Origin of the sequence: Streptomyces sp. NPDC058678, from assembly GCF_042714835.1 — a bacterium.
GTDB lineage: Bacteria > Actinomycetota > Actinomycetes > Streptomycetales > Streptomycetaceae > Streptomyces.
Genome location: NZ_JBHXSG010000007.1, coordinates 107449 through 123826, shown reverse-complemented (window position 1 = coordinate 123826; position 16378 = coordinate 107449). Strand labels below are relative to the sequence as shown.

Annotated in this window: 14 protein-coding genes; 7 read left to right on the top strand and 7 right to left on the bottom strand. The window is 70.5% G+C overall.

The features are described from left to right. Positions 1-3: 3 nt before the first annotated feature. A complete protein-coding gene (locus ACFWWR_RS09710; protein WP_384302693.1) occupies positions 4-1704 on the top strand; it encodes a hypothetical protein in 1701 nt (566 codons plus the stop codon). A gap of 9 nt (positions 1705-1713) precedes the next feature. Here ACFWWR_RS09710 and ACFWWR_RS09705 read toward each other — a convergent pair whose 3' ends face one another. The 6 genes from ACFWWR_RS09705 to ACFWWR_RS09680 form a co-directional block, all read right to left on the bottom strand. Further along, complete coding sequence (locus ACFWWR_RS09705; RefSeq protein WP_383871438.1) at positions 1714-3000, bottom strand: NAD(P)/FAD-dependent oxidoreductase; 1287 nt, start codon at positions 2998-3000, stop codon at positions 1714-1716. Further along, positions 2997-3416, bottom strand: a complete 420-nt coding sequence (locus tag ACFWWR_RS09700; protein ID WP_383871441.1) for a GtrA family protein — start codon at positions 3414-3416, stop codon at positions 2997-2999. Before ACFWWR_RS09700 ends, ACFWWR_RS09705 begins: the two co-directional genes overlap by 4 nt. Next, positions 3409-4434 (bottom strand): glycosyltransferase family 2 protein, encoded by a 1026-nt coding sequence (locus ACFWWR_RS09695; protein ID WP_383871444.1) that lies wholly within the window; start codon positions 4432-4434, stop codon positions 3409-3411. The genes ACFWWR_RS09700 and ACFWWR_RS09695 overlap by 8 nt, the downstream gene beginning before the upstream one ends. A gap of 137 nt (positions 4435-4571) precedes the next feature. Next, positions 4572-5414, bottom strand: a complete 843-nt coding sequence (locus ACFWWR_RS09690) for an FkbM family methyltransferase (RefSeq protein ID WP_384302690.1) — start codon at positions 5412-5414, stop codon at positions 4572-4574. 133 nt (positions 5415-5547) lie between these two features. Then, positions 5548-6879, bottom strand: a complete 1332-nt coding sequence (locus ACFWWR_RS09685) for an alpha-2,8-polysialyltransferase family protein (RefSeq protein WP_383871449.1) — start codon at positions 6877-6879, stop codon at positions 5548-5550. Beyond that, positions 6879-7865 (bottom strand): glycosyltransferase family 2 protein, encoded by a 987-nt coding sequence (locus ACFWWR_RS09680; RefSeq protein ID WP_383871452.1) that lies wholly within the window; start codon positions 7863-7865, stop codon positions 6879-6881. The genes ACFWWR_RS09685 and ACFWWR_RS09680 overlap by 1 nt, the downstream gene beginning before the upstream one ends. Before the next feature lie 198 nt (positions 7866-8063). On the opposite strand from ACFWWR_RS09680, the gene ACFWWR_RS09675 reads away from it, so the two are divergent. The 4 genes from ACFWWR_RS09675 to ACFWWR_RS09660 are packed head-to-tail and all read left to right on the top strand — an operon-like array spanning position 8064 to position 12789. Then, entirely contained in the window at positions 8064-9449 is a 1386-nt protein-coding gene (locus tag ACFWWR_RS09675) for a DUF6716 putative glycosyltransferase (protein ID WP_383871454.1), read from the top strand. 23 nt (positions 9450-9472) lie between these two features. Then, positions 9473-10717 carry a cytidylyltransferase domain-containing protein gene (locus ACFWWR_RS09670; RefSeq protein WP_383871457.1) on the top strand — a complete coding sequence of 415 codons (1245 nt, stop codon included), beginning with the start codon at positions 9473-9475 and terminating at the stop codon, positions 10715-10717. A 14-nt stretch (positions 10718-10731) separates the two neighbouring features. Next, positions 10732-11670, top strand: a complete 939-nt coding sequence (locus ACFWWR_RS09665) for an N-acetylneuraminate synthase family protein (protein ID WP_383871460.1) — start codon at positions 10732-10734, stop codon at positions 11668-11670. 54 nt (positions 11671-11724) lie between these two features. Continuing rightward, positions 11725-12789, top strand: coding sequence for a hypothetical protein (locus ACFWWR_RS09660; RefSeq protein WP_383871463.1), 1065 nt, complete (start codon positions 11725-11727; stop codon positions 12787-12789). A 52-nt stretch (positions 12790-12841) separates the two neighbouring features. Here ACFWWR_RS09660 and ACFWWR_RS09655 read toward each other — a convergent pair whose 3' ends face one another. Further along, complete coding sequence (locus ACFWWR_RS09655; protein ID WP_384302688.1) at positions 12842-13501, bottom strand: class I SAM-dependent DNA methyltransferase; 660 nt, start codon at positions 13499-13501, stop codon at positions 12842-12844. A gap of 266 nt (positions 13502-13767) precedes the next feature. On the opposite strand from ACFWWR_RS09655, the gene ACFWWR_RS09650 reads away from it, so the two are divergent. Beyond that, positions 13768-15000, top strand: coding sequence for an amidohydrolase (locus ACFWWR_RS09650; RefSeq protein WP_383871469.1), 1233 nt, complete (start codon positions 13768-13770; stop codon positions 14998-15000). Positions 15001-15305: 305 nt separating this feature from the next. Continuing rightward, entirely contained in the window at positions 15306-16358 is a 1053-nt protein-coding gene (locus tag ACFWWR_RS09645; protein ID WP_384302686.1) for a BMP family protein, read from the top strand. The last annotated feature ends 20 nt before the right edge of the window (positions 16359-16378 follow it).

Sequence of the window (16378 nt, the reverse complement as noted above, 5' to 3'; positions counted from 1 at the left end):
CGGATGGCGACCGTCCTGGCCGACGAGGCCGCCCCGGAGGCACGGCCACGCCGGGGCGGCCGCCGGTCACCGTACTGGTGGCCGCTGGTCGCCCTGCCCGCCGCGGCGGCCGTGGTGTACACCGTGGCCACCCGCCGCCTCACCGGTGACCTGCACTACGTCCTGGGCGCCCTGCGCACCGGCCGCGCGGCAGGCTACTCACCGTCGGAGGTCTTCACCCACCGGCCGTACTTCTACCGGTGGTTCATCGCCGGCCTCGACCGGCTCACCTTCGGTGGTACGACGGCCCGCGAGGCCCTGATGGGAGTGGCGGGCGTCCTGCTCGCCGCCGCGGCCGCCCACGCGCTGTACGTGGTGCTCCGGCGACGGCTCACCGGCCGCGAGGCGGCCCTCACCGCGGGCGCCACCGGCCTCGCCCTGGCCCTCGCGCCCCGCAACGACTTCCTCCAGCCGGAGTGGGCCGCCGTGGTCCTGACGGCGTTCGCCGTCGCCGCCGCGCTCGGCCCGTCCCGGCCCTGGCCGGCGGCCCTGCTCGCCGCGCTGCCCTTCGGCCTCGCGGTCATGATGAAGTACTCGACCGCCGCCACGGCCGCGATCGGCGTCCTGCTCGTGTACGCCGCCGACCGGGGCCGGGCCGTACGGCTCGCCCTCGTCGGCCTGCCCGCCGCGCTGGCCCTGTTCGGGCTGAGTCTGCTCGGTGGGTCGCACGAGTGGCAGTGGACCGAGGACATGCCGCAGATCAACCAGTCGGCACTGAGCCGCACCGGCATCCGCCCGGCCTTCATCCTCGACCGCTCCGTGGACTTCCTGGCCGACCGGGCCGTGGAGAGCCCGGTGCTGCTCCTCCTGCCCGGAGCGCTGCTGCTGGTCCTGTCCCGGGTGTCAGGGCGGGCCCGACGGCTCGAACTGCTCCTCATCGCCCTGACGATCGGCCTCGGCGCCCAGGCGGTCGTGATCGTGCAGGGCAACTGGTTCCTGTACCACGGCGCCCAGATGCCCGTCCTCGCCGCCATGCTGTGGGGCCTCGCCGTGGGCGGCGCCCGGCGCTCGCCGCCGTGGTGCTTCGGGGTCGTGTCGCTGCTGTACGGCGCGTTGCCCGTGCTGTACGCACAGGCGCCGACGGGGCTGCAACGACCGTACGTGGCCTGGGCGTTCGCGTTGCTCGCCCTGCTGGCCGCGTTGGTGGACGTCCTGCGCGCACGGGCGACGGCGGGGCGTCCGGCGCGCCCGCTGTGGCCGGTCGCCCTGGCCGGTGTGGTGTGCCTGGCCGCGAGCATCTGGCCCGGCTCCCCGCACCTCGTCCAGTACGGCAAGGTCAGGATGACCAGCGCCGAGTACCTGAAGGGGATGCGGAACAGCGAGGCGGAGGCCGACCGGCTGCGGGCGGAGATGCCCGCCGGTGCCCCGGTGCTCTACCTCGCTTTCGGCGACACCACGTACTACGTCGACCACCCGGCCCGGTGCCGCTACCCCATCGCCACGTTCCTCCAGCGCACCCGCTACCTCGCGGACGTCACCGAGCTGAAGTCGTACCGCGAGAACGCCGACTGCGTCGACCACGGCACCGCCCCGTACGCGATCCTCGACCGCGCCTGGTTCCGCCCCGCCAAGGTCGACCCGGCACTGTGGCGGCGCATCACCGCGGTGTACGACTGCCCGCCGTCGAGCGCCGGCACGATGACGGTGCTGTGCCGGCGCAAGTAGGGCCGAAGGTCACCGCAGCCCGAGTGCCGCGGTGACCTTCCTGGCCAGCTCCACCGAGTAGCTCTGCCCCCGGTCCTGCGGGTAGATCTGCGCCATCGTCACCAGCGTGACCCGGCTCATCGGCGTCTCGTGAGCCGGGATCAGCGCCCGGTACTCGGGCGTCACGACGGGCTGCGCGAACCCGGCCTTCGAGAAGTGCCAGTCCTTGATCCAGGACTCGTCGAAGTCCGGGTTGACCCGCCGCAGATACGGCACGAATTTCCGCAGCAGCTCGGCCGGTTCGGAGGTGAACCGCCAGTCCTCGCGCTCCACGTAGTTGCCGACGTAGAGGATGTGCCGGCCGCCGTACACCGACGGGTCGATCATCTTCGTGTGCTCGACCACCGCGAGGAACGGGAAGTCCGGCTCGTTGATGTTGAGCCAGTAGTACGGGATCACGCTGCGGTCCAGCTCCAGCACGAAGCAGGTCGCGCCCAGGTACTGGTTCTTCCACACCGTGTCCTCGGACGGCAGCCCGGCCGCCTTGGCGAAGGCGGGCTGCGGAGTGGTGACGAGCAGCCGGTCGAACGCGTACGTCGAACCGTCCGCGCACCGCACGACCGCGGGCGCCTCGTCCCCCTCTCGCTGTTCTCGCTGTTCTTGCCGGATCGACTCGACCGCCTTGCCGAACTCCACCTTGCCGCCGCGCTCCTCGACACCGTCCCGCAGCGCCGCGTACACCCGCTCGAACCCGCCGTCCACATAACCGAGTTCGAACGTACGGCAGTGGATACGGGCCCACAGCCAGGCCATCGACACCTGCTCGGCCCGGTCGCCGAACTTTCCCCGCAGCAGCGGCTCCCAGATCGCACCGGTGGCCTTCTTGCCCGCCCAGCGGCGCAACCAGGCAAGGGCGGTCAGGTCGCTGAACCGCTCACCGTTGCGGATCGCCTTCAGCGCCGCCGACGAACCGGCGAACCGCACCGCGTCGACGGGCGAGAACTCCGGGAAGCGCAGCATGTCGAACGGGGTGGTGAAGTCGATGAGCTTCCCGCCCCGGTAGATGCCGGTGGTCGGCTTGTGGAAGCGCAGTGCGTCGGCGAGGCCCAGCTCCTCGATCAGGGCGATCATCGCCTTGTCGCTGCGGAAGATGTGGTGGTAGAAGCGCTCCAGCGGAACGCCGCCCACCTCCAACGAGGCGGCGAGGCCGCCCAGTTCGTCGGCCGCCTCCAGGACGGTGACCTGGTGGCCGGCGCGTACGGCGTCCCAGGCGGCGGTGAGGCCGGTGGCACCCGCGCCGATGATGCCGAGGTTCATGCGAAGCTCCACTTTCTGTTGAGCACGAACTGGAGTGCCAGGACCAGCGGCAGCGAACCCGCCTTGACCAGGTTGGCGTCGATCCCCAGCCCGTCGGTGAAGACGAGGAAGAGCAGGTTCGTCAAGGCGATGCCGGTCAGCCCGACGGCGTAGAAGCGCAGGAAGCGCAGGAGGATCCGGTCCCGCCGCTCGAAGGTGAACAGCGCGTTGAGCACGAAGTTGTTGGCGATGCCGAGGGTGGTGCTGAGCGCGTTGGCGAGCTGCTCGTCCATCCCGGTGAGGTTGTGCAGCAGCAGGAAGACGACGAAGTCGAGGGCGACACCGCTGCCGCCGATGAGGGTGTAGCTCAGGAGCTGGCGCAGGGTGCGGTGCTGCTTCTCGGGAGCCGCGTCGATCGTGGCGGTGGTCTCAGTCATCGTCGCCCGGACCGCCGATCACCTCGCGCACGAGGTACAGCGGACGCCCCTGCGTCTCGCTGTATATCCGCCCGATGTACGCCCCGATCACGCCCAGGGACAGCATCTGGGTGCCGCCGAGGAACAGCACCACACACATCAGCATCGTCCAGCCGGAGACGGTGATGTCGGGCCGGAAGAACTTCATCGCCAGGGCGTAGAGGATGCCGACGAGCGACAGCGCGAGCACCACGAAACCGAGCCGGGTGATCATCTTCAGGGGCGCGGTGGAGAAGCTGGTGACCCCGTCGACCGCCAGCCGGGCCATCTTGCGCAGCGGGTACTTGGTCTCGCCCGCGAACCGTTCGTCGCGGTCGAAGGCCACCTCGGTCTGCCGGTAGCCCATCGAGGCGACGATGCCGCGGACGAAACGACTGCGCTCACGGTACCTGCGCAGTTCGGCGGCGACCTTGCGGTCCAGCAGCCGGAAGTCCCCGGTGTCCAGCGGGATGTCCACGTCCGTGGAGGCCCGCAGCACGCGGTAGTACAGGTGCGCGGTGGCCCGCTTGAACGCGCTGTCCTGCCGGCTGCGCCGGCGCGCGTGCACGATGTCGTGGCCCTCGAGCCAGGCGTCCACCAGTTCCAGGCTGACCCGGGGCGGATCCTGGAGGTCGGTGTCCATCACGATCACCGCGTCGCCCCCGGCGACGTCGAGCCCGGCCGTGATGGCGATCTGGTGCCCGAAGTTCCGGGCGAGGTCGACCACCCGGACGCGCGGATCCTGCTCCGCGAGGCCCTTGAGGATCGCGAGCGACCCGTCACCGGACCCGTCATTGACGTACACCAGCTCGAAGTCGAGCTCGGGACGCCCGGCGAGGGCGGCGGTCAGCTCGCCGTGGAAGGCGGCGATACCGTCCCGCTCGTTGTAGACCGGGAGCACGTACGAGACCAACGGCCGGCGGGCCGGTCCCGGCTCGACCGCCGCGAGCGCGACGGGAGCCGGGACGCGGGCGGGCGGCCGGATGTCCTGCTGGGTCATCTCCGCCGGTCCCCGGGGCCGTACGGGATGAACGTGAAAGCTGTTTGCAGCATTTGGGGAAGCTATGCGCGCTCAGTGAACCTGCCCCGAACACATCGCGTCCGGGAGCTGTCTTCCCCGTTTCGCTTGAACCCGGCTCAGTCGTGAGGGGTGAAGAGCAGATTCCGTGTCTTGGGCGGACGAGGCGCGTACCACGGGACGAGCGTCCCGTCGTGTTCGGTGACCCAGTGGGAGTCGTAGCCGAGGGGGTCGAACTCGGCGAGGAGTGTGTCCAGCGGTGCGTCCCGCAGCGCTTCGAGCATCACGGTCGGCCGGTCGCGCTTCAGCACCTGCCGTGCTCCTTGCAGGACCGCCATCTCGTGACCCTCGACATCGATCTTGACGAGGTCAAGCCGGGTGTCGGCGAACACCTCGTCGAGGGGCATCAGCTGGATCCGCTTCAGCTGGGCGTCGGCGGCGGCGTGTTCCAAGGTCGACCCGGTCGAGAGCAGGTTTCCCGAGAAGCGGACGCTGATGTCGGCCCAGCCCGCGCTGCTGGACACCCCGGCCTGGTAGAGCTTCACGTTCTGGACGTTGTTCGAGCGGACGTTCACCGAGAGCCGGGCGTGGACCTGGTCCACCGGCTCGAAGGCGTGCACCTTGGCGTTCGGGTTGGCGAGTGCCGCGATCAGCGAGAAGTACCCGACGTGCGCGCCGACGTCGGCGATGGTCGCGCTCTTCGCGGCAAGGGCGGCCCAGGTGGCGAGGCTGCCGGGCTCGTAGCCGAACTTCCCGTTCCACAGGGTGTCGAGGGCGACCGCGTCGTCGTTCACGCAGAACATGACGAACGGCGGGCCGTAAGGGGAGTCGATCTCCGCGAAGCCCCGGTACGGGAACTTCTTGCGGTGGGTGCGGATGATGTCGCCCGTGGAGACCGGCCGGACGGATGGTGCGTGGGCCAGCATGCGGGCATTGGCTTGTTCGAGCTGGGGGATACGCATCCCGCGATGGTAGAGCCGCGGTCATGGCCTGGCACAGGCTCCGCAAAGCCTGGAAAGGCCAGATCACGGGCGCGTGACCTGGCCTTTTCTCGAGGGACATCTCCAGGTCCCCCATGGTTCACCCCTGCTTCGTTCAGCGCTTCACGGCCTTCTTCAGCGCCCGTGCCCGCCGCACCACCCGGCGGGCCGTCGCGCTGTGCGGCAGGAACGCCAGCCGCTCCGGAACGCCACCGGGCAGCCCGAGCGAGGTGAGCCGCTTGCGCTTGAAGTACCGCCGGGTGCGCGGGCCGAAGTGCTTCGCGAGGTAGCGTTCCGCCGCCGGGCGCAGGCCCGGGTGGATCTGCGGCTGCATCGTGAAGCCGACGGCGGTGACCAGGCCGTTCAGGTCCTCGGTGGGGATGGGGTCCTCGCCCTTGCGGGACTCCACGTCCGGCAGCACCGCGTCGGCCAGCACGGCCGGGACCCGGTTGCTGTTCTGGTACGGCGTCAGCCGGTCCAGCAGCGGCTCGGTGCCGATGCGGGCGACGGGGAGGTCGTAGAACGCGGACGCCGTGAAGAGAGCTGTGGAGAAGCAGCCGATCACCAGCCCCGGTCGCGCCTTCTCGAACAGCACCTCGGCGAGAACGGGGGTGTCCAGGACGGTGAGGTCCACGCCCAGTTTCCCGGCCTCGGTCTCCAGGGCGCGGCTGTAGCGGGCCGGCGCGGTGGGGTGCGGCTTGAAGACGACCGTACGGTGCCCGCGCTCGACCGCGCCCCGCATCATCCGCACGTGCAGGTCCTCCTCCTCGGCGGGGGAGAGGATGTTCAGCGCGGACAGGTACTGGCCGAGGAGCAGCGCCGCGTTGTCCGGCAGCACCGGCAACTCCGGGAGCGACACGGCGAGTTCGTTCAGCACCTTCAGGAACGCCGACGTCGGCACCACCTGCGCCGGCACCGCGAACTCGGTCAGCAGCATCGGCGTGAGCCCCGGCACCAGGTCCAGGTGCAGCAGCCGGCGCACCCGGGTGCCGACCAGCGGGTCGAGCTTGTTGCGGGTGGGGCCGTAACTCATCAGGCCGTCGGCGTACACCTCGACGGGCGCGCCGGTGAACAGCTGGGCCACCGTGAGGGCGGGGGTGACCTGGATGGACTCCAGGACCAGCTCCACGCGGTCCTCGCCGAGACCCCACAGCAGCCGCAGATAGCGCTCGAAGAGCGGCACGTCGTCGGGGCGCGGGGTCCAGGAGCCGGGGTGGAAGGGGCTGATGGCCTGGTTCCAGGACAGTACGTCGTCGAAGTGGCTGCGCAGCGGCTCGAAGCCCGGCATCTCGTCGAGGGCCGGCGTGGTCTCCGGGGTGGTGGAGTTGTTGAAGACCAGCAGCACCCGGCGGTCCGGCTCGGCGAACAGGTCGGAGTCGATCGCGGCGGCCAGGGTGGCGGCGCCGTACAGGGTCGAGGCGCAGAAGATCTGCGTGGTGCCGGGCATCAGGCGGCCGCCTTCGCTGTGGTGACCCGGCGCCGCAGCCGCCGCAGCTTGGAGGAGCGGCGCATGTCCATGGTCTCGAGTACGTCACCGAGCGCGTCCTGCGGCATGCGCTGCATCGCCGCCGCGCTCATCGCCAGCAACCGCTTGGCCACGGTCGGCTCCCACTTGGACTCGTCCGAGAGATGGTGGGCGATGATCGCGCAGTAGGTGCGCACCGCCTTGGGGAGCAGCCGGCCGGCGTCCGGGTCCGCCGCCGTCTCCTCGATCACCTGGTCGAAGGCGCGGATGAAGTCGAGTTGGCGGGCGTCGCCGATCTGGGTCAGCGAGGAGGCGACCCCACGCCGGTAGAACACGCCCAGCAGGCTGACCACGGCGAACGACTCGGCCTCGCGGTGCAGTTTCCAGATCCACGGCCGGTCCTCGGCCGTGCGCAGCCCGTCGGTGAAGTGCAGCAGGCCCCGGTCGAGCAGGCGGCGGTGGTAGGCGCCGGCCCAGGCGTAGGCGTAGTCCACCGAGGTGGTCCGGTCCGCCGGCAGGATCGCCTCACGCGGGTTCAGCACCTCACCGCGTCTGCCCACCGGGGCCCGGTGCACGGTCCGGGCGCGGGCGGTGGCCTGCACATGGTCGGTGCGGACGAAGTCGCAGCCCAACCCCTCGATCGCCGACACCAGTTCGGCGAGGTGGCCGCGGGCCAGCCAGTCGTCGCCGTCCAGGAACGTCAGGTACTCGCCCTGCGCGGCATCCAGGCCGGTGTTGCGGGCGGTGGCGAGCCCACCGTTCCGCTCATGGCGGATATAACGCACCTGGGCGACATCGGAAAGCTCCTCGGCAGCGCGTTCGAGAATGGCCGGGGTTTCGTCCGTCGATTTGTCGTCGACCAGCACGAACTCGAAGTCGGGCCGGGCGTTCATTTGAAGGCTTCTGAGGGTGTCCGGGGCGAATTGCTGCACGTTGTAGAACGGCACGATCACGGAAAGCTTTGGCACCCGCAAAACCCTAGGAGCCGGTCCGGCAGCGGAACCGTACGGTGACCGTACAGGGGGTGAACTCCGTGTGTCGGAATGGTGGATCCCCTGTACTTTTCGCTTTTCCACGGGCCAGTTCGGCTCTCGGTGGGCTGTTGTTAACTTTTCGTTGATTCCCGGTTGGGCCGCACCTAGAAATTGCTTCCTAGCGTCTTCCTCGTGCCACCAAGTACAAGAAGGACCCCGCGAATCGCCGTCCTCGCGGACTCGGACACCCGCTGGAAATGGGGTGCGCTGACCGCGGACCGCATCACGCCGGGCCCGTCCATGGAAGCCGCAGCGCGCGACGACGCGCAAGCCGGCCCCGCCCTGAGCGGATTCCTGCTGCGCGGCCGGGCCACGCCCACGCCCCGCCAGCTGGAGGAAGTGGGGGTGCGCGCCGACTCGCTGCGCGAGGTCACCGCGGTCGAGTTCCTGCGCGCCATGGCCGAGGAGGAGTACGACGTCGTCGTCATCGCCCTCGTCGGCGGCGGCGTCCAGGCGATGCTGCACGGGCTGGGGCGGGTCTGGGAGGGTCGTCAGAAGCGTCCCGTCGTCGTCACCGGCTATGTCGGTGTCGTCTACGAGAAGCTCGCCGACGGCCTCCTGCTGCGGCACGGCGCCGACCTCGTCCTCGCCAACTCCCGCCAGGACGCCGAGCGTTTCCGCGCGGTCTACGAGGGAGTGGGCGCCGACGCCTCGTCGGTGACCGAGGTGGCACTCCCGTTCCTCGGCGGAGCCCCCTACGCGGGAGAGCACGCCCCCTCCGCGGAGCAAGGGCGCAGGCCCTACACGGTGGTCTTCGCCGCCCAGCCGTCCGTCCCGGACAGCCGCAAGGACCGTACGTACCTGCTGGAGCGGCTCGTCCGGCACGCCCGGACGCACCCCGACCGCGAGGTACTGCTGAAGCTGCGCTCCAAGCCGGGCGAACACACCACGCACATCGAGGAGTTGCCGTACCAGAAGCTGGCGCAGCGGGCCGACCTGCCGCCCAACTTCCGTCTGGTCTACGGCCACATGGGCGAGGTGCTCGACCGCACCGACCTGCTGGTCACGGTCAGCTCGACGGCCGCCCTGGAATCACTGCACCGCCGCATTCCCACCGTGGTGCTCACCGACCTCGGCGTCCGCGAGGTGCTCGGCAACCACCACTTCGTCGGCTCCGGCTGCCTCGCCTCCTGGGACCAGCTCGACGCCGGTCACCGGCCGGCGCCCGACGAGGAGTGGGTGGCCCGGCAGGGTGTCGCGGCCGGGGGTCACACCTCCGAGGGAGGCGCGTACGCCCACGCCTTCGACGCGGCGCGGGAGCGGATCACCAAGCTGCTGGCCGCGCCCGAACTGCCCCCGCTCACCCCGTACTACACACCCGCGACCGCGCCCGGCTACCTGCCCGGCATCCTCGCCCGCCACCACCTCGGCCCGGACGGCAGCCCGCTGCCCGGCGCCCCCGCCGCCGACAGGGAGCCGGGCCCGGTCCGGCAGATCGTGCGCCGCGCGGCGCGCGGCGCCTACCGGCACGGGGTGCAGCGGGTGGCTCCCGTCATCCGGCGGATGGGGGAGCTGTGACCTCTCTTCAAGGAGTAGACCCCATGTCCCACCCGGCAGCGGGCCAAGGCGCTTCGGTGCGCCGGGTGCTCGCGGTGATCCCCGCACGCGGCGGCTCCAAGGGCGTGCCCGCGAAGAACCTCGCCCCCGTCGGCGGTGTCCCGCTGGTGGCACGAGCGGTGCGCGAGTGCCGTGCGACCCGGCTGGTGACGGACGTGGTCGTCTCCACCGACGACCAGGCCATCGCGGCCGCCGCCCGCCAGGCCGGCGCGGAGGTCGTGCTGCGGCCCGCCGCCATCGCCGGGGACACGGCGACCTCCGAGGCCGCGGTCCTGCACGCGATGGACGCCCACGAGGCCCTGCACGGCGCGGCCGTCGACGTGGTCCTGCTCGTGCAGTGCACCAGCCCGTTCATCGCCCGCGAGGACGTCGAGGGCGTCGCCGCCGCCGTCGTCGAGAACGGGGCGGACACCGCGGTGACCGTGGCGCCGTTCCACGGATTCGTCTGGCGGGACGCGGACCAGGCGGCCGGCTCCGGTGCCGAGAGCGGCGGCCACGGCGTCAACCACGACAAGTCCTACCGTCCCCGCCGCCAGGACCGCCCCCAGGACTTCCTGGAGACGGGCGCCGCCTACGCGATGGAAGCGGCGGGCTTCCGCAAGCACCGGCACCGCTTCTTCGGCCGCACGGAACTGGTCCGCACGGACCCGGCCCGTGTGCTGGAGATCGACGACCCGCACGACCTGGCCCGCGCCCGCGCGCTGGCCCCCCTCTTCGACGCGAACCGACCCGGTTCGCTGCCGACCGCCGACGACATCGACGCGGTCGTACTGGACTTCGACGGCACCCAGACCGACGACCGGGTGCTGATCGACGCCGATGGAAAGGAGTTCGTCTCCGTGCACCGCGGAGACGGCCTCGGCATCGCCGCCCTGCGCAACAGCGGCCTGAACATGCTGATCCTCTCCACGGAGCAGAACCCGGTCGTCGCCGCCCGGGCCCGGAAGCTCAGAATCCCGGTCCTGCACGGCATCGACCGCAAGGACCTCGCACTGAAGCAGTGGTGCGAGGAGCAGGGCATCGCGCCCGAGCGCGTGCTCTACGTCGGCAACGACGTCAACGACCTCCCGTGCTTCGCCCTCGTCGGCTGGCCCGTGGCGGTCGCGAGCGCCCACGACGTGGTGCGCGGCGCCGCACGCGCGGTCACCACCGTCCCCGGTGGCGACGGCGCGATCCGAGAGATCGCCAGCTGGATCCTCGGCCCTTCTCTCGACTCCCTCAACAGTTAAGGAACGTTCCTGCCATGAGCACCAACTCCCGTCTGCGCACGTTCGGTTCGAAGACCGCCGGCCCGGGGCACCCCGTCTACATCACCGGCGAGATCGGCATCAACCACAACGGCGAGCTGGAGAACGCCTTCAAGCTCATCGACGCGGCCGCCGAAGCCGGCTGCGACGCGGTCAAGTTCCAGAAGCGCACCCCCGAGATCTGCACCCCGCGCGACCAGTGGGACATCGAGCGCGACACCCCCTGGGGCCGGATGACGTACATCGACTACCGCCACCGCGTGGAGTTCGGCGAGGACGAGTACCGCCAGATCGACGAGTACTGCAAGACCAAGAACATCGACTGGTTCGCCTCCCCGTGGGACAACGAGGCCGTCGCCTTCCTGGAGAAGTTCGACGTCCCCGCCCACAAGGTGGCCTCCGCCTCCCTGACCGACGACGAGCTGCTGCGCGAGCTCCGCGCCACCGGCCGCACCGTCATCCTCTCCACCGGCATGTCCACCCCGAAGCAGATCCGGCACGCGGTCGAGGTCCTCGGCTCGGACAACATCCTGCTGTGCCACGCCACCTCGACCTACCCGGCGAAGGCCGAGGAGCTCAACCTCCGGGTGATCAACACCCTGGAGAAGGAGTACCCGAACGTCCCGATCGGCTACTCCGGCCACGAGACCGGCCTGCAGACCACCCTCGCCGCCGTCGCCCTCGGCGCCGCCTTCGTCGAGCGCCACATCACCCTCGACCGCGCGATGTGGGGCTCCGACCAGGCCGCCTCCGTCGAGCCGCAGGGCCTCACCCGCCTCGTCCGCGACATCCGCACCATCGAGGCCTCGCTCGGCGACGGCGTCAAGAAGGTCTACGAGTCCGAGCTCGGCCCGATGAAGAAGCTGCGCCGCGTCAGCGGTGTCGTCGCCGAGGCGGAGATCGCGGCGGCGGCGGGCGAGCCGGTCGCGGTCTGAGCCCTCGCTCCCACACCCCCACAGGATCAGTTACGACGGGACGGTCGTACGTAGATGAGCCGCCGCGCCGGGTCCGCCGGCCCCCGCACTCTCGCCTTCGTGGAGAGTCCGGTACAGCTGCTGAACGTGCTGGAGTGGGCGCACGAGCATGCGCCCGGCGCGGGGTTCACCCTCGTCGTACTGTCGCCGATCGATCCCATGACCCGCGGCCAGTTGCGCCGCATGTCGGAGCTCGCCCGCGAGGAGGGCCACAAGGTCCGCTGGGAGGAGGCGCGGGGCGGTCCCATGGCCCCGTTCCAGACCATAGGCGGCCTGACCGGAATGCTCCGCCGGGCCGACCGGGTCGTCCTGGGCGACCCCTTCTCGCGCTATGTGCAACTGCTGCTGACGATCACCGGTGCCCGCGACCTGGTCGTGGTCGACGACGGCACGGCCACGATGGAGTTCGTCGCCCAGCTGGCCGGCGGCGAACGCCTGGTCCGCTGGCACCGCAAGGGCGGCCGGCCCGGCCCCCGTGACCTGGTCTTCGCGCCGGTGTCGTCCGTGGCCAGGCGCCGGCTGACGCCGAGCGGGAACCGGACGGTGGAGATCTTCTCCTCCATGCCGATGGAGGAGACCCCGGCCGGCGTCACGGTCACCGCGAACGCCTTCGCCTGGACCCGCTCCCGCTTCGGCCCGCCCCGCATCACCAAGGGCGCCGACCTGGTCGGCACCTCGCTGGTGGAGACGGGAGTCGTCGACGCCGACCGCTACCTGGAGGCCGTCCGCGCCCTGGCCAAGGCGCACGGTGCGACCCGCTACTTCGCCCACCGCCGCGAGAGCACCGAGAAACTCCACCGCCTGGCCGTGGAGACGAAGCTGGAGATCGTCCGCCCCGACCTCCCCCTCGAACTGATCGCCCGACGGGGCCCGGTCGGCCGTACGATCCTCAGCTTCCCCTCGACCGTCGTCCACACCCTCCCGCTCGCCCTGGTCGGCACGGACGTACGCGTCGCGGTCTGTGACATCGACCCCGAATGGCTCACCCAGAACGCCTCACCACGCGCCCAGGGCTTCCTCTCCGGCGTGACGGGCTCCGCCCGGGACGTGACCCGGCTCTCGGCGGTCACCGCGGTCTGAGAACCCGCCTCACGCGGCTTGCCCGCCGACCCGCCTGCCCCGCCGGCCGGCCCTACGCGGGCTTCCTCGCCAGCAGGAACGCGCGAGGCCGCGTCTCGTCCTCGTACGGCTCACGCAGCACCCGGACCTGGAGGCGCAGGCCCGCCTCGGTGAGGTGGCCGGCGACCGTCTGCGGTGTACGCCAGTAGTGGTCGAGCGAGATCTCCTGACCGAACCGCTCCGCCAGGTGCAGCCGCCCTTCCTCGTCCCCGGACTGGAAGGCGAGCAGCACGTGCCCGCCGGGCACCAGGACGCGGTGGAACTCGGCGAACGCCGTCGGCAGGTCCTCGTCGGGCACGTGGATGATCGAGTACAGGGCGACGATCCCGCCCAGCGTCCCGTCCGGCAGATCCAGGGACGTGAGGGATCCCACATGGAAGCGCAGACCGGGGTGGGCACGGCGGGCCAGTTCCACCATCCGGGGTGAGATGTCGACGCCGAAGACCGGCAGCCCGAGCGCGCGCAGCCGGGCGGTGACGTACCCGGGGCCGCTGCCGAGATCGGCGACGGGAGCCGACCCGCTGTCACGCACCAACTCGGCGAAGGCGGCGACCTGTGCGCGGTCCACGGGTCTGCCGGCGAGGCCGTCGGCGTGGCGCTCGCTGTAGACGTCGGCGATCTTGTCGTACGACGTCCGGGTGGCCCGCAGGTGGTCCAGCGTCTCGGCATTCACGCTGCCGCACCCTACTGACCCGGCGTCCCGGCCGTGAGCCGCTTCACCAGTCCGACAGGTGAACAGACCGGCCTCTTTGGGGCGAGGCGTGGTATCCGTGGAGGAGAGGTGGGTGCGATTCACATCCACTCGGCCGGAAAGTCCGGCGAGTGTACCCATCGCGAACGGTACATATACGTCCGGCGATCAGATTTTCTTCCCTCTCATGGTTGATCTTTTGTTGATCGAGGGTCGGTCGAGCGCCCGGGCGTCCTACCCTTCAGAGGGTGAAGCAATTGACGTCCCTAGAGTCCGAGGCCGATTCCGCCGGGGAAGCGCTGCTTCCCGGTGTGCTGCCCGAGGCGCTCCGTGCCGAACTCGTCGCCTTCCGCCGAGACCTGCACATGCACCCCGAGCTCGGCAACCAGGAGTTCCGCACCACGGCGGCGATCAAGGAACGGCTCGAGAAGGCCGGCCTCAAGCCGCGCGTGCTCGCCGTCGGCACCGGGCTCGTCTGTGACATCGGCGAGTGGGACGGGGGCCGCCCCATGCTCGCCCTGCGCGCCGACATCGACGGCCTGCCCATCCCGGACACCAAGACCGAGTGCTCGTACCGCTCCACCGTGCCGGACCGCGCGCACGCCTGCGGTCACGACGTGCACACCACCGTGGTGCTGGGTGCCGGGCTCGTCCTCGCCGACCTGCACCGGCAGGGGCGGCTGCCCAGACCCGTACGGCTGGTCTTCCAGCCCGCGGAGGAGGTACTGCCCGGCGGTGCCGCCGACGCCATCGACTGCGGGGTGCTCGAAGGGGTCGGGCGGATGCTCGCCGTGCACTGCGACCCCCGGGTCGACGCCGGGCGGATCGGGCTGCGGCAGGGCGCCATCACCTCGGCCTGCGACCGGCTGGAGATCGCCCTCGACGGGCCCGGCGGCCACACCGCGCGGCCCCACCTGACGACCGACCTCGTCACCGCCGCCGCCCGCGTCGTCACCGACGTGCCGGCCCTCGTCGCCCGCCGCGTCGACACCCGCGCCGGACTCGCCGTCACCTGGGGCCGGATCGAGTCGGGCCACGCCCCGAACGTGATCCCGCAGCACGCCGAGCTCTCCGGAACCGTACGGTGCCTGGACATCGACGCCTGGCGGCAGGCGCCCGACATCGTGGTCGCCGCGATCGACGAGGTCGCCAACCTGCACCGCGCCAAGTCGGAGATCAACTACGTGCGTGGCGTGCCGCCGGTCGTCAACGACCCCGTCGTCACCGAACTGGTCCGGGACGCCATGATCGCCCGCCGGGGCGTCGACTCCGTCGAGAGCACCGAGCAGAGCCTGGGCGGCGAGGACTTCTCCTGGTACCTCCAGCACGTCCCCGGCGCCATGGCCCGCCTGGGCGTCCGCACCCCCGGCGAACGCGCCGTACGCGATCTCCATCAGGGCGACTTCGACGCCGACGAGTCGGCGATCACGGTGGGCGTGGAACTGTTCACCGCCGCCGCCCTCATGGACGCCGGTTTCTAGCCCGTTCCCCGAAAGCCCCCGTTCAGGTTGCGGCCCGGGCGGGGCGGAGGGAATCTGGGGGCGCATGGCGTTCCACAAGTGCGTCATCACACTGGAGACACCCGGAGGTACGGAGAGTCACGGGACCTGAGGGTGCGGTGTCCCATGGCATCCCATTCGATCCGGTGGTTCACAGGGACGTAACCGGCCATCGGCACGAATGGATAACGGCCACACGAAACCCCGTTCCCAGGAGTGTCTACGCGCGTTACTCTGCGCCGAACTCAGCACCCACTGCGGGGCTTTGGAGAATGGGGAACTTCGAGATGCGTCGGATATCCAAACTGACCCGTGTCGCGGTGGGGGTCGCGTCGCTCGCGCTCGCCGCATCCGCCTGTGGCGGTACCAGCACTGACGACAGCGGCAGCGACAGCGAGAGCAAGGGCACGCTGGGCCTCGCCATCGCGTACGACATCGGTGGCAAGGGCGACCAGTCCTTCAACGACGCCGCGTACTCCGGTCTGGAGAAGGCCCAGAAGGAGTTCGGCTACAAGACGGCCGACGTCGAGCCCACCGAGGGCGAGACCGACGCCGACAAGGAACAGCGTCTGTCCTCGCTCGCCAAGCAGGGCTACAACCCGATCATCGGCGTCGGCTTCGCCTACACCCCCGCGATGGAGGCCGTGGCCGCGAAGTACCCGAAGACCACCTTCGGCATCGTGGACTCCGTGGTCGAGGGCAAGAACGTGGCGTCCCTCGTCTTCGCCGAGAACGAGGCCTCGTACCTGGCCGGCGTCGCCGCCGCCAAGGCCACCAAGACGAACATCGTCGGTTTCGTGGGCGGTGTCGACGTCCCGCTGATCCACAAGTTCGAGGCCGGCTACAAGCAGGGCGTCACGGACACCAACTCCAAGGTCAAGGTCATCTCGCAGTACCTGACGCAGACCGCGGAGGAGGGCGGCTTCTCCAGCCCCGACAAGGGCAAGGCCGCCGCCGAGGGCCAGATCGAGAAGAAGGCCGACGTCCTCTACGCGGCCGCCGGTCTCTCCGGCCAAGGCGTGATCGAGGCCGCCGCCAAGGCGAAGGTCTGGGCGATCGGCGTCGACTCCGACCAGTACAACCAGGCCGCGCTGGCGTCGTACAAGGGCTCCATCCTGACCTCCGCGCTCAAGGACGTCGGCGGTTCGGTGTACGCCCTGGCCAAGTCCGTCGAGGACGGCAAGCCGCTGACCGGCATCCAGACCTTCGACCTGAAGGTGAACGGCGTCGGCCTGGCCGAGAGCAACCCGGAGTTCGCGAAGGTCGCGGGCCTCTCCGCCGCGGTGGCCAAGGCCAAGGAAGAGATCATCGACGGCACCATCAAGGTCAAGACCGAGTAGTTCCGCGCGGTTCCGTCCGG